Source organism: Lysinibacillus capsici (genome assembly GCF_003367505.1).
Classification (GTDB): domain Bacteria; phylum Bacillota; class Bacilli; order Bacillales_A; family Planococcaceae; genus Lysinibacillus; species Lysinibacillus capsici.
Window position 1 is genome coordinate 170799 of the sequence record NZ_PXXX01000010.1, and the last position, 14182, is coordinate 184980.

The following is a 14182-nucleotide window of genomic DNA, read 5'->3' on the forward strand; positions in this document are numbered from 1 at the left end:
CTATGAACAGAAAATATGCTCTCCAATTTGTTTGATTTGTGGACGTGACCAAATCCATTTGCTCGTTGCAGTTTTTGGATTGAAATAATACAATGCATTTTCAGAAGGGTCCCAGCCGTTCATGGCATCAATAACCGCTTCTTTCGCTCGCTCATTTGGCTCAAGCCAAATTTGCCCATCTGCAACGGCCGTAAATGCTAACGGTTGGAAAATGATACCTGAAATAGTATTCGGGAAATCTGGGCTTTCCAAACGATTTAAAATAACTGCGGCAACCGCTACTTGTCCTTCATATGGTTCTCCCCTTGCCTCTCCATATACCGCATTCGCCATTAGCTGTAAATCACGCTCTGTATATTTGGGAGGAACTTGTGTCTGTGTTCCATTATTATTACTACTTCCACTACTATTGCTACTGCCACCACTAGTATTCTTTTTCACTTGCTGATCAAGTGGCTGCCCACCATAATAAGTAAATTGATTTCCTGCATTTAATTGAGCTTTCACCCATTTTTCGTCATAATCTGAATTGCCCGTTAACGCTTTCTTTGTCTTAGCGCCTGCAATTCCGTCTACTGGTAACCCATAATTTTCTTGGAAATTACGTAAAGCCCAGTATGTGTTGTAGCCAAATTTGCCATCAATTTTACTCTTATAAAAACCTAAGTATTGTAGCCTCGCTTGCAATTCAACGACATCATCTCCATAGGCACCCCGAGTAATTTGCTGATCGCTAAATGCATTCGCATCATTTTGAGGAATCGCAATTATACTAATTCCTAATATTAAAGCAAAAAGTATGCTTACTAAACGCACTTTTATCACTCCTTTTTTTTATAGCTTGAAACAAAAGGAGTATTTTATACATGATAAAAATGAAATAAAGCGTAGAAATCTTTGACGATTTCTACGCTTTATATTTTCTTTTGCATATGAAGATGCTGCACCAGATGATAATGTGCAAGCTTCACTTTACGCAAGCCAAACCACCATAAAAACAACATAAAAGGAATCATTAAATAAACCCAGTGACCTTTGAATGATAATATTGTATTGTATAGAATGTGAAGTACGACTGGTGCACAAAGCGCCATAGCAATCATCTCTTTTGTCTTAACAAGTTTCGAAAACTTAGCCCGTCCATAATAATAGCCCATTACGACACCGAACAAAGCATGACTCGATACTGGTAATAAGGCTCGCATAAATGCCGTGTCTAAGCCAAATGAAAGTAAATAAAGAACATTTTCAATCGTAGCAAAGCCAAGTGAAATGCTTGCCCCGTACAATATACCATCGTAAGGGTCATCAAATTCTATATGATTATAGATGGCAATTAATAGCACAAACCATTTAAAAAATTCTTCAATGACACTTGAAAATAGTACGTCTTGAAGATAAAGATATCGAAAAACCCCTTCCTCTGTTAATACATACTGTAAAAACATGATTGGGAACGTTAAAAATGCGCCGTATAAAAACGTTTGTAGTAAAGTTCTTCTTGGCTCCGTAGCCATCTGATTGCGCAAATAGAAATAACTAAAAAGCGCTAGACCGGGAGCAATGGCAGCAGATAATAAAATGATCATGATGCCGGCTCCTTTCAACAATAGACTGCTATTATTATACCATGTAATGACAAAAAAACTTTTTAAAAGGAGATTTATTTTTTATGAAAAAAACAATTTTATTAATTCATACTGGCGGCACAATCTCCATGGCGATGAGTGCTGAAGGAGCGGTCATGCCTAATAAGGAAAATCCTCTAATGAAGGAAAGTAATAAACTGGCTTCACTAGCAAGCATTATCGAAATAGAAGCTTTTAACCTTCCTTCTCCACATATTACACCGAAAGAGATGCTTTTATTGCGTAACTTGATTTTGGAACAAATTGACGCACAGCCAATTGACGGTGTGGTCATCACACACGGTACGGATACATTGGAAGAAACCGCCTATTTCTTAGAGCTAACTACGAACTTAGCCATTCCGATTGTGCTAACAGGAGCAATGCGTTCATCTAACGAACTTGGAGCAGATGGGATTTATAATTTAGTAGAAGCAGTCCGAGTAGCTGTTGATGAAGAAGCACGTGATAAAGGTGTGCTTGTTGTGATGAATGATGAGGTTCATCTTGCTGTAAATACAACAAAAACAAGCACAAGTTCAGTAAATACTTTCCAATCTCCACAATATGGACCGATTGGCCTTATTACAAAATCCCGAATCTTATTCCATCACGCACCAATTCGTCGACAATATGTAGATGTTAACAATTTACCTAAGCGTGTCGCAATGCTAAAAGTGTACGCTGGAATGGAAGAAGATTTATTGGATGTCGTGCTTGCATGTAAATATGATGGTGTTGTGCTAGAAGGACTAGGTCAAGGGAATGTCCCGCCATCTGTTGTAAAGGGAATTGAAAGCCTTATACAACGAGACATCCCAGTTGTACTTGTTTCCCGCTGCTTTAATGGAATTGCAGAAGGTGTTTATGGCTATATGGGCGGCGGTAAAATGCTAGAAGACTTAGGCGCCATATTCGCCACAGGTATTAATGGTCAAAAGGCACGCTTAAAATTATTAATAGGCCTTAACACAACTGGCTCGCCTTTAAATTTAAAGGACTTTTTCTTGTAACGCTAAAGTCTCGATCACCTGTTCATAATAGCCCAGTATTTCGCTAAGTCGAGCCAAAGCTTCATCAAAATCTGGCTGTATCACAGAAAATTGAATGAAATTCTTTTGGCGTAAATACTGGCTTTCACCATGAACGAATAGCCCGTTTAATGCTAAATCAATAAGTAGGTTGGCATAATTATTAGGCAATTGAACCGTTATCAACATCGGATATTGAGTAGTTGGATATTGAAATTGCATGATTGGTAGCTGCAGCAGTGATTGAAAGCGTTGCTGTAGCTGCTCATAACGTGCTGGATAGGCTTGCAATGCAGTCTCCACATTGCTCAGTAATACAGCAGGTAATGTAAATGGTATGACACCTTGCTGATAATTTGCTAAATCAAGATAAGCGGGTAGATCGGCAGATGGGGGTGCAAGTGATTGCGAAAATACAAATGCTAGCCCACTTAACGCACCAATGGCCTTACCACTCACAGCCGTAGCTAAATAGCAGTCCTGTAAAGAGAACGGCATGGCACCGAACGAACTAATACAATCTATACATAACTTTACATTGTATTGTTTAGCAAGCTTTTTAAGAATATCTAAGTTATTACAAGTTCCCGTGGAAGTCTCACCATGTACTGCCAACATCCACTGATAAGACCCCGTCTCAAGCTGTGAAGCCAGTTCTTTGTCATCAAATACTGTTCCCCATTCTTTTTCTACCACATCATAATGTAATGACCAACGAGCGGCTTGCTTCTGTAAACGTTCACCGAATTCTCCATTTGTGAGAATAAGCCCTTTTCCTAATTGCTGTGCCTTTAGTTGTGCAAGCATTACTTCATTTGCTAGCGTTCCCGTTCCTACGATTACACCAACATGATTGGACTTCGATAAATGCAGTAACCTCTTCTGCACTCGTTCATAAAGCGCATAAAAAGGTAATGAACGATGTGATAAATCTGAATGAGCAATTGTCTCTAATTGCCTCACCGGCCCAGGATAAAATGTAGAGGGTTCCGTCGTTAGTCTATGTTGTAATGATTGTTCAAATTCATGTCTAGTGAGCACCATCGGTAAAAACATCGCACCCTCTTCCCCGACAGCTGGTGCAAACTGCTTAAAACCCATCTGCTTATATAGTTTTTCCTCTCTCGTTGTACCTGAAATCACTGCAGCAGAATAGCCTTTTTCGTAGGCAAATGTAGTTAAGGCCTGAGTAAGCTTCAATAGAACTCGACCCGTTCGATAACCTTTCTTCACGGAAAGCAAACGAATTTCACAAAGCTTCTCACAATTTTCCTTCGATAAATACTGCTCGACCTTACCAATCTTTTCATCAATAGAAAATGGTCGTTGATCTCTAAACGCCACCATGCCAATTAATTCTGTTTGCTTATAAACAACGACATAGGTATTCTCCTGATGAAATCGATCTACTTTTTTTCGCGATGCATTTACCTCATGCTGAGGAATTTCTTCTACAAATGTTTCATAATTCAATCGAGCAATCGCCTCAAATTCTTCATTTGTTTTGGCAATTTTACACCAATACATTTCCTTCACTTCCCTCTTTTCAATGATTCCTGAATATTAGACATATGCTTAATAAGCATACACACGATTGCCATGATTAAAAGTCCATATGGCTCTAATTTCCCTGCTTGAATAATTGCGGCTATATAAAAAGCAAAGCCCCCAACCATGCCAAGTGTCAGACTTCTAGTAAAGGCCGATATAAGTGCTGTACCAATAATCATCCATAAAAAAAGACTTGGCGATAAGGCGAGACCCACACCAATAAAAGTAGCTACACCTTTCCCTCCATTCCATTTCAGCCAAATCGGAAATAGATGCCCTATTATCACCCATGCAGCTCCGCCAATAAGGACCCATTCATCCAATTGCCACATGCGTCCTAATCCGACAACAAGTACACCTTTTAATGAATCGCCAAGAAGAGTCAAAATAAACGCTGTTTTCCCAATCACACTTCCCGCATTACGCGCGCCTAAATTTTTACTACGCTCTTCCTGCAAATTGACACCGTATATCTTACCAACGAAATAAGCCGTCAAGATGTTTCCTATTAAATAACTCAAGAGCCAATACAAGCCAATCATTGAGTTGCCTCCTTGCTAAAAAGGCTGTATAAGCTACATGCCTATACAGCCTCGATCGTTATTTTTTTCTCTGCTCAATAGTTCGAGCGATACATTCGCCATGGAAACGACCATTTTCAATAAAAATTTCATTGGCATTATTTCCTGCTGCAATAACACCTGCAATGAATAGTCCTTCAACATTGGTTTCCATCGTTTCAGGCGTAACATAAGGACGACCCGTTTCTTCCTCTATGTCCACTCCCATCGCTTTAATAATGGAGTGATCAGGATGATAGCCAGTCATAGCAAAAACGAAATCATTTTTTACTATTTTCTCTTGGCCCTCTACTTCTAAAACAATTTCGTGCTCACGTATTTCCAATACATTTGTATTAAAAAGCATGTCAACTTCTCCAGTTTTGACTACCCCTTCAAATTCGGGTAATACCCATGGCTTGATGCTTGGAGAGTATTCGCTGCCACGATAGGCTACGGTTACACGAGCCCCGGCTTTATTTAATTCTAACGCGGCATCTATCGCTGAATTTTTGCCGCCTATAACTAGAACATCCGTATCAAAAAATTCATGGCCCTCTTTAAAGTAATGGAAAACTTTAGGTAACTCCTCACCATGGATATTTAAATAATTCGGATGATCATAATAACCTGTTGCAATGACAACATAGGGCGTTTCATATATTTCCTTATCGGAGGTAACCGTGAACAAATCATTATTTTTTACAACACTTTGTACTTTTTCGAAGCGATTAACTTGTATATTTTTTAAACGGACGACCTCTCGATAGTAGACAAGGGCTTGATTGCGTTTCGGCTTACGTCCTTCAATAATAAATGGTACATCACCAATAGCTAACCGTTCACTCGTACTAAAAAATGTTTGATGTGTAGGGTAATGATAGATGGCATTGACGATATTTCCTTTTTCAATCACAATAGGTTGTAAACCAATATTTTGCAAAGCTATTGCTGCTGCTAAGCCGCATGGGCCTCCTCCAACAATAATTGCATCTGCTTGCTGCATTTCTTGACACTCCAATCGAATTTGAACAGCAAAAATTGCTGCTCCATGCTTTCACATTATCATAGAATAGACGATACCTTTTTATTATACGCCTTCTCACACGATTTGGTTGTTTATTTACTCGAAATATCAATGTCAATTATATGACATTGGGGCTTTGCACCAAATCGAAAAGGTACTAATGTCGTCCCATAGCCATTGCTTACTAAAGTCATGACACCATCACGCTGACGATAGGAACCATTTGGATGAACACCATATGGACCGAATCTGATTTGCCCTCCGTGTAAATGTCCCCCCATCATTAAATCCGCACGATATTTAGCCCGAACTTTCGCAAAAACCTCTGGATTATGGGCGATAAAAACAACTAAATCCTGATCTCCTATCTTTGCAAAAGCTTTTTCAAAACTATATTCTTTAACAGTTGTATCCTCAATAGCACTTAACCAAAAGCTATTTTTAAGCGGAAGCTGTACGGCATCATTGACAATAATTTGAACATGGTATGCCTGTAAAATGTCCTTCAGTCTTTCTTCCCCAATTTCTCTGTCATTATTGCCCCAAATAAAATAGGTTGGTCCAAGGGACGTTAATAATGATAAATTTTCATGAATACGATCAATCGGTGTACGGCTATCCGCAAAATCACCGCCAATAATTACTGCATCAAAATGATGTCCCTGTAACTGTGCAATCATTTTCTTACTTATTTTACGTAAATGAACATCTGAAATAAAAAATAATCGTACCTTCTCCTGTTCACCCTGTAATGAAAGCTGGTGAGACAATACATTATTTTCATGTGCCACCTTCCACATATAAAGTGGAGGGGCGATGACTACCAAAAGAAATAGCCCTAAATATAGCATTTTCTCACTTCTCCTTACGACAGCAAAAAGGCGATTCTTCTTAAAAAACGAATCGCCTTTTTGCTAAATCAGACGTACGTTTTGGTGTGAACGTTTGTCTGTAATTTTATACTAGAAAACCTATATAACGATAAAAAAATTCTATTAAGGTAACTTAATGACTTGCCCAACCATTACAGTATTAGAGGACATCCCATTAGCAGCACGAATTTTAGCTAAAGTCGCTTCACTGCCATCGCCATAGTGATTTAATGCAATTCGGTATAAGTTCTCATTTGCTTTTACAGTATGTGTCGTTGCTTTAGCATTTTGTTTTGCTTCTTCCGCTTTTCTAGCCTCTTCTGCTTTTCTTGCTGCCTCTGCTTGTTGTTGAGCTATTCTTGCTTCTTCAGCTTTTCGAGCTTCTTCGGCTTTTTTTGCTGCCTCTGCCTTTTTCGCTTCTTGAGCCTTTTTCGCTTCTTCAGCAGCTTTTTGCTCCGCTGCTAACTTATCAGCATCTTTTTGAGATTGCTCTTGAGCCTTCTTATCTCCCTGAGCGTCTTGACCCTTATCATCTTTTTCCTTATCTTTATCTGACGCAGATGCTTCTGAAGGATCTAATTCGACAACCTGTTCAGCTGTATCCTTTTCGGCTTGTTCAATCGTTTTTCCTGGTTCATAAAATTTCCAAAAATAAATAAGAATTGTTAATGGTATCAAGATAAAAATAACAAACAGAATCGTCATTAACGGTGTCTTACGTTTCGAATTTTTTGGCTTTTTGTTTTTATTACCGTTTTTATTCATTCTGGAAACTCTTGATAAGGATTGCTGTTCTTTTTGCTCATCTTCAAACGATTGACGATGCTCTTCTATTTTATCGCGATAATCTTCTTTATTCATTCGCCTTTCCCCCAACCTTACTACGCTTTCTATCATCTCTATTATGACGAATTTTACGAAAAAAGTAAATGACCGTCAGTTTTAGTCTAATTACCCATTAATAGTTGTTGCAATCGACTTTCCCACGTTGCCATTTCTACTTTCTTTTTCTCTTTTAAGCGTACTTTCTTGATTACATCATAATGGATTCCACAATTTTCACAACAGTTTTCCGGCTTTTTCTGCAATTTTTGCCCAAAATACCCGACTAAATGTTCACGAATACAGTCTTTTGTCTGTATGATTTGAAGCATTTCATTCACTGCATTGTATTTCTCTAGTGCTAAATGATTTAATCGGACCTTCACTTGTTCCGAAGACTCTCGTTGCAGCCAATAGTCTAACACACGGAAGGCTGTCTCACTTAACTCCCCATTTTTCAGCATTTGGATGGGCTGTATTTGCTGAGATAGCAGCTCCTGGTAGCGGTCAACATGATGTAAAGTTGGTAAATCGCCTGTCACAACAAATTTAGCCAGCTCCTCATCACCTTCAGCATACAGTAATATAGCAAGTGCAGAGTGACCATCCCGCCCTGCACGTCCAATCTCCTGCATATAATTCGCTATATTGGCAGGCATTGATTCATGAATGACCTGCCGTATATCAAGCTTATTAATGCCCATACCAAAAGCGTTTGTTGCAACAATCCAATCAAGTTCACCAGCTATAAATTGCTGTTGAATAAATTGCCGGTCCTCCACCCCATAGCCAGCATGATATGCAGCAACACGAACGCCCTCTTGTAATAAGGCTTCGCTATATTGTTGCGCACGTTTACGTGAGGAAACATATAAAATACCAGGTCCTGCCGTTTCCGTAACATGGTGCATGAGCCATCTAGCTTTATCAGCCTTATCCTCCACTACTACACGACCTAAATGAATATTCGGGCGGTCAACATTATACATAAACTCGAATGGTGCTTTGAGAGATAAAGTTTCCCGTATATCTCGAACAACCTTCTTTGTTGCCGTAGCAGATAATGCCAAAATTGGCGGACGATTTTCTCTCGATAGCCAGTCACCTATTCGTAAATAATCTGGTCGAAAATCAAAGCCCCATTGTGAGATACAATGTGCCTCATCTACTACGATTAAACCTAGCTTCATCTGCGCCAGTTTCTCTTGTACCTGTTGCTGGAGCAGCATCTCTGGGGAAGTAAAAATAAAACGATATTGCTCTAAAAAATGTAATACATAACGTTTCTCTGTTAGTGATAAAAAGGAATTTAAAGCTACCACCCTCTTTTCCCCAAAACGCTTCAGCTCTTCTACTTGATCCTGCATTAATGACAGTAAGGGTGAAACAATTAGTACAGGTTTCTCTAATGTATAGGCTGGTAGCTGGTAGCAGAGTGATTTTCCCATTCCTGTTGGCAATAAGGCAATAACATCTTGTTCTTGTAGTAATGCCTCAATGACTTCTTTCTGTCCTGGCCGAAATGATGAATAACCAAAATGCTTATGCAATAATTGTTCAAGTTCCATTTATACTTCTCCTTTCGCAAGGACAAGCCTTAATTGAAAATAACTCATATCGTTTAAAGCTTCATGTAATATTTTCAATTTTTTTGTTTGATACTGCTTCGATGCCTGCCACACTTTTTGGGCTTCATCATAGGAGACGAATGGGCCAATAGAAAAGTTCGGTTCATACATAGCTAATTCCACAAAATGATCCTCAATTGTACTTTGTTTTAGTTTTCTCATTTGAACAATTTGCTCCATCGAATAACCTTGTTCATATAATTGTGCGGTTTGTTTTGCAGAATCTGTTAGCAATATTTTAACTTTTAATCCTTCTGCCACATGCCCTAGCAATGGGTAATCATCTATTTTTTGATGCACTTCATTTAATAATATATGTAGGGTTTCAATAAAAGCTAATTGACTATCCAGTACAGTTTCCTTCCGTTCATCTGCAAGCTGTTGCCACGTCCATCCTGGTAATTGATAACCACTTAAACGATACAGAACAAGCTGTTTGCTTGCATCTGACACAGGGAGAATAGTTAGCACATGATTACATTCTGTCAATAATTGCTGCTGTAAATGACCTTCCTTATAATGATGTGCCTGTAAAAAAGTTCGCACCCACGCTTGAATCATTGTATCTCTACTAATCGGTGAAAAGGTACGAACGGCTGCGGCTTGATGTGACAAACTTTGTACAATGAGAGAGAGCCTCGCAAAAAACACATGCTCATTTCCCCGATAGTGCCAACCATCAAAGAAAAAGGTTGGCGTTTGTTGTGCACGTTGTAATCCTAGCGTTTCCATGTAAAAATGACCAGATTCCTGCACATTTAACCAACTATTCTGCATAAATAAGTTTACAGCCTCATCAAATGTAGTACGAGATAGTTTTGGCAAGAGGCCAAAATATTGATGCAGTTGAAAAAGACCAATATCTTGAATTGTCTGGCCTGAACGCTTCCCTCTTAGGACATGATAGGCAGCCGAAATCGTCCGCTCTTTATTGAGTTTTTGAAAGATTTGCAATAAAATTTGATGAAACATTGACGCAAATTCCTCCAATTTAATAGTATTTAAGTTGAAATGTAAGATAAACATCTTTAAAATGAGTATGAAGCTTTGTAGGAACATCGTTAAAGGAGAGAATAAAATGGCTAAATACACAATAGTTGATAAAGATACATGCATCGCTTGTGGCGCATGTGGAGCCGCAGCGCCAGACATTTATGATTATGATGATGAAGGCATTGCCTTCGTTATTTTAGATGATAACATGGGAACTGCTGAAGTTCCAGAGGATCTATTGGAAGATATGCAAGACGCTTTTGAAGGTTGTCCAACAGACTCTATCAAAGTAGCAGATGAAACATTCGATGGTGACTCATTAAAATTTGAATAGTCTTCCGTTGATGTATATCTTAAAAGGCATCCTTCAGGGGATGCCTTCTTATTGATTAAAATATTGGCTATCTTTTGCATCAAGATAATAGGCATATGGTCCATTGCTATACATACCAATCTATTGGAGGAATGTGAATGTTTGAGCAGTTACAAGTTGAGCATAGTTTATTTTATATTGATCAAGACCATATGAATAGATTTAAAAATCTTGCTGCAAAGTGGCAATCAATATTTCCAGATGTTTGTGCGAAATGTTTGAATACTGTGGACGCATGGGCAAACGTGTTAAATAACTGGGTTTTCTTAAAATCGCAGCAGACCGATGAGCTCATTCTAAATCCTTCTAAAGCCATCTATTATTCCATCAATACATTCTTATTAGATGAGCTCCAAAAAATTCAAATAATTCAAAAAGTAAAAGAATGTGAGAATGATGATTTTCAGTATTTTGCGGCCTTCCACTTAGGAAATGCCATCGATTTATGGGTGTACGATACACTTGAAAAAAGTGCAGAATCTGATTTGTTAAAACCACAAAATCGAATACCTTATTATCTTGCCTTTTTAGACGATGATTTTCAAACAGACAATGCTTTATTCCATAAAAATCAAACAAGAGCAATCAAAATATTGGCACAGGTCATTCGGTCACAAAATTGCTTTAGAATCACTGTCAGTAGTGCTGTTAATCGAGCAGTAGATATGTATGATCATTATGTAACAAAATAAAATAGCACACTTTTTAATTCGTCTCTACTGTAAAGAGATGAATTTTTTTTGCTCTCTAAACTAAACTACTTCTCTTTTCATCTTGTTATTGCAACGTTATTTTATGTATGATAAGATTTTAGTAGTTGGTACTAATAACAGATATTATCTCACAAAGGAGTTCTTCATAATGATGGATAATTTATTACAATTAAAAGATAAGAACATTGTTGTCATGGGCGTAGCAAATGATCGCAGTATTGCTTGGGGCATTGCTAAACGTTTATTTGACGTTGGTGCAAATGTCATCTTCACGTATCGTCAAGAACGTTCATTAAAAAAATTACAAAAACAATTAGAAAATATCGGACAATCCGATTCTCTTGTTGTTCAATGTGATGTGAATAGTGACGACAGCACAAAAGCAGCTTTTGAAGAAATCGGCTCAAAGGTTGGTGTTATTCATGGGATTGTACATTCAGTGGCTTTTGCGCATGCAGAAGATTTACACAACCGCTTCCTTGAAACAACTCGAGAAGGCTATGCATTCGCACAAGATACAAGTGCCTATTCACTTATTTCCACTGCAAAAGCAGCTCATCCATACATGACAGAGGGTGGCTCTATCGTTACAATGAGTTACTTAGGTGCAGAACGAGTACTTGATGGCTACAATGTGATGGGCGTTGCAAAAGCTGCATTAGAGGCTTCTATGCGCTATCTTGCTGCTGATATTGGCCAAGATAATATTCGCGTCAATGCTATCTCAGCTGGTGCTATTCGTACACTCGCTGCAAAAGGTGTTCCTTCTTTTAACACAATCTTACACAAAATTGAAGAAACAGCTCCTTTAAAACGTAATGTTCAACAAGACGAAGTAGCAGATATGACGATTGTTATGCTATCTCACCTATCACGTGGTGTGACTGGTGAGACGATCTACATCGACGCTGGCTACAATATTATGGGTTAACAATAAAGAAGTATGGGAGGATGTATTATCCTTCCATACTTCTTTTTGTTGTTTATAGCATTGTCCATAAACTTTGGATCAACAAAATTAAGCCTGCTGCTACTAATAGAAAATAAATTAAGATTTTAAACAATTTTTGATTTAATCGCGTAAATAGCATTTGTCCAAAAATAAGTCCTAAGAAAACAATTGGCAAAGCATACATACTATATATCCAAACCATTTTACTTGTACCCTCAAAAATGACTTGAGAAAGTAAGCTAATTAGATAGATAAATATATAGTAGGCTAGTGAAACAGCTCTAATGGTTTCTTTATTTCTATGTGTGCTCGCAAAATAGAGCAACAGTGGTGGTCCAGCCATCCCAATACTTGTTGTGAACATACCTGATATAAAACCAACGCCATAATCTCTACTCCTTGTTTGTTGAATAGAGAGATTTTTAATCAATAGAATCGTAAGCCCTATAAGAAGGATAGCGATGAGCAGCTTAAATGTGGTCACATCGACTAAGGCAAATAGTATACTACCAAAAGGAGCACCTGCAACACTACCGATCATCACCTTTTTAAGCAACGCTACATCAATATCATGTCTCACCTTCCATATGAGAGAAAACGAAATAACAAGGGACAGTATTATATTTATTTGCATCGCCTCTTGTGGTGTAAAAAGCAACAGTAAAAAAGGCGTAGCCATAACGGAAAAACCAAAACCTGTACTGGTTTGTAAAATAGAAGCTGCTAGGATAATGAAAAAATAGAAAAGTAATTCCTGCAAAATGACACCTCACATCATGTTGTGATACGTTGTCTAACAATGAATCTTTTTAATAAAAATGATAGGACACAAGCAATGAATAAAAACAGAGCAATCATCACTATAACACCCATCCACCCATATTTCATCCAAAAAATGCCTCCTACTGTTCCTCCAACACTTGAACCAAAATAATAGAAAAATAAATAGAGAGAAGATGCTTGTGCTTTATCGTGGGATGCTCGTTTGCTCACCCAGCCACTTGCGATTGAATGAGCTGCAAAAAAGCCAAAGGTAAAAACTGTTATCCCTATAATCTTTAAAGTAAGGAGCCCATTGAGCGTTACTATAGCTCCAGCTAACATAATGGCAATGGCCAGTAAGAGCATTCGTTGGCGACCATAACGATCGGCTAAACTGCCAAACCATGCCGAGCTAAATGTCCCAACTAAATAAATGACAAATATCCAACCTACAATTGTGGCACTTAAATTATAGGGAGGTGCCATTAGTTTAAAGCCAATATAATTATAAAGTGTGACAAAGCTTCCCATTAAAAGAAACCCCATCCCATAAAGACACAGCATAGAAGGATCTCTTAAATGTTGCAGTAGGGTTTTGGTCAATGCTTTTAATTGTAAAGGTCGCGCGCTGAAATGTTTGGAGCTTGGTAACATCCAGACAAACAATAAACTAACTAGTAGGCTGATTCCTCCTAGTACCATCATGCCTGTATGCCAGTTATAATGGTCCGTTAAGGTACCAATAATAACTCGTCCACTAAGTCCCCCTACTGAATTACCGCTAATATATAAGCCCATGGCAACCCCTAAGCTTGCTGGTTCCATCTCTTCTCCCAAATAAGCCATAGCGATTGCTGGTAAACCTGCAAAAACGATGCCTTGTACAACACGTAAAACTAAAATTGTTTCAAAGTTAGGTGAAAATGCAAGAGCTAGTGTCAGGACAGAAGCTGCAAAAATAGAAATCGTCATCAATGATTTTCTTCCCCATGCTTCTGATAACGAACTGACAATTATTAAACTCACCGCTAATGCAAAGGTAGTTACTGAAAGAGATAAACTTGCTACAGCTGGTGAGACGTGAAATGCTTCTGAAAATGTTGGTAGTAATGGCTGCGTTACATATAGGTTAGCAAACGTAATAAAGCCTGCTAAAAATAAGGCCCAATTCGCTTTATGAAACGCCCTCGTACCCTTTTGTATATAGTCCATGAAACTCTCTCCTTAACTTCTTCCACATGCTACTATTATTCTAATACAATATTTCGCA

15 protein-coding genes are annotated in these 14182 nt (G+C 38.2%); 4 read left to right on the forward strand and 11 right to left on the reverse strand.

Going from position 1 to position 14182, the window contains the following annotated elements; genetic code table 11:
• Together sleB and prsW are read right to left on the reverse strand one after the other, a co-directional pair.
• The gene (sleB, locus tag C7B89_RS07945) at window positions 1-816 is read right to left on the reverse strand and encodes a spore cortex-lytic enzyme (RefSeq protein WP_048389795.1); all 816 of its coding nucleotides are present in this window, start codon (window positions 814-816) and stop codon (window positions 1-3) included.
• 98 nt (window positions 817-914) lie between these two features.
• The gene (gene prsW / locus C7B89_RS07950; protein WP_004232588.1) at window positions 915-1589 is read right to left on the reverse strand and encodes a glutamic-type intramembrane protease PrsW; all 675 of its coding nucleotides are present in this window, start codon (window positions 1587-1589) and stop codon (window positions 915-917) included.
• Window positions 1590-1672: 83 nt separating this feature from the next.
• Here prsW and C7B89_RS07955 point away from each other — a divergent pair, with 83 nt between their 5' ends.
• Window positions 1673-2641, forward strand: a complete 969-nt coding sequence (locus C7B89_RS07955) for an asparaginase (protein WP_048389794.1) — start codon at window positions 1673-1675, stop codon at window positions 2639-2641.
• Here C7B89_RS07955 and C7B89_RS07960 read toward each other — a convergent pair.
• The 7 genes from C7B89_RS07960 to C7B89_RS07990 all read right to left on the reverse strand — a co-directional run bounded on the left by C7B89_RS07960 (window position 2621) and on the right by C7B89_RS07990 (window position 10091).
• On the reverse strand, window positions 2621-4186 hold the full coding sequence (locus tag C7B89_RS07960) for an aminotransferase class V-fold PLP-dependent enzyme (RefSeq protein ID WP_115673541.1): 1566 nt from the start codon (window positions 4184-4186) through the stop codon (window positions 2621-2623). The two genes, C7B89_RS07955 and C7B89_RS07960, sit on opposite strands and share 21 nt — an antisense overlap.
• A 5-nt stretch (window positions 4187-4191) precedes the next feature.
• Entirely contained in the window at window positions 4192-4752 is a 561-nt protein-coding gene (locus tag C7B89_RS07965) for a glycerol-3-phosphate acyltransferase (RefSeq protein WP_054550703.1), read from the reverse strand.
• Between the two features lie 58 nt (window positions 4753-4810).
• A complete protein-coding gene (locus C7B89_RS07970) occupies window positions 4811-5776 on the reverse strand; it encodes a YpdA family putative bacillithiol disulfide reductase (protein ID WP_115673445.1) in 966 nt (321 codons plus the stop codon).
• Window positions 5777-5889: 113 nt separating this feature from the next.
• Window positions 5890-6648, reverse strand: coding sequence for a metallophosphoesterase (locus C7B89_RS07975; RefSeq protein ID WP_048389788.1), 759 nt, complete (start codon window positions 6646-6648; stop codon window positions 5890-5892).
• A 144-nt stretch (window positions 6649-6792) separates the two neighbouring features.
• Window positions 6793-7530: a LysM peptidoglycan-binding domain-containing protein gene (locus tag C7B89_RS07980; protein ID WP_048389785.1), complete on the reverse strand. Its 738-nt coding sequence runs from the start codon at window positions 7528-7530 to the stop codon at window positions 6793-6795.
• A gap of 86 nt (window positions 7531-7616) precedes the next feature.
• Window positions 7617-9059, reverse strand: a complete 1443-nt coding sequence (locus tag C7B89_RS07985; RefSeq protein ID WP_115673446.1) for a RecQ family ATP-dependent DNA helicase — start codon at window positions 9057-9059, stop codon at window positions 7617-7619.
• The gene (locus tag C7B89_RS07990) at window positions 9060-10091 is read right to left on the reverse strand and encodes a YpbB family protein (protein ID WP_115673447.1); all 1032 of its coding nucleotides are present in this window, start codon (window positions 10089-10091) and stop codon (window positions 9060-9062) included. It abuts the gene before it with no gap.
• Between the two features lie 106 nt (window positions 10092-10197).
• Here C7B89_RS07990 and C7B89_RS07995 point away from each other — a divergent pair, with 106 nt between their 5' ends.
• The 3 genes from C7B89_RS07995 (at window position 10198) to C7B89_RS08005 (ending at window position 12129) form a co-directional block, all read left to right on the forward strand.
• Window positions 10198-10446: a ferredoxin gene (locus tag C7B89_RS07995; protein WP_004232564.1), complete on the forward strand. Its 249-nt coding sequence runs from the start codon at window positions 10198-10200 to the stop codon at window positions 10444-10446.
• A gap of 137 nt (window positions 10447-10583) precedes the next feature.
• Window positions 10584-11177, forward strand: a complete 594-nt coding sequence (locus C7B89_RS08000) for a hypothetical protein (RefSeq protein WP_048389781.1) — start codon at window positions 10584-10586, stop codon at window positions 11175-11177.
• Between the two features lie 169 nt (window positions 11178-11346).
• Window positions 11347-12129, forward strand: coding sequence for an enoyl-ACP reductase FabI (locus C7B89_RS08005; protein ID WP_004232559.1), 783 nt, complete (start codon window positions 11347-11349; stop codon window positions 12127-12129).
• A gap of 52 nt (window positions 12130-12181) precedes the next feature.
• Here the strand turns inward: C7B89_RS08005 and C7B89_RS08010 are convergent, their stop codons facing one another.
• Together C7B89_RS08010 and C7B89_RS08015 are read right to left on the reverse strand one after the other, a co-directional pair.
• Window positions 12182-12910, reverse strand: a complete 729-nt coding sequence (locus C7B89_RS08010) for a sulfite exporter TauE/SafE family protein (protein WP_066037604.1) — start codon at window positions 12908-12910, stop codon at window positions 12182-12184.
• 14 nt (window positions 12911-12924) lie between these two features.
• Window positions 12925-14124, reverse strand: a complete 1200-nt coding sequence (locus C7B89_RS08015; protein ID WP_115673448.1) for an MFS transporter — start codon at window positions 14122-14124, stop codon at window positions 12925-12927.
• Window positions 14125-14182 lie beyond the last annotated feature (58 nt).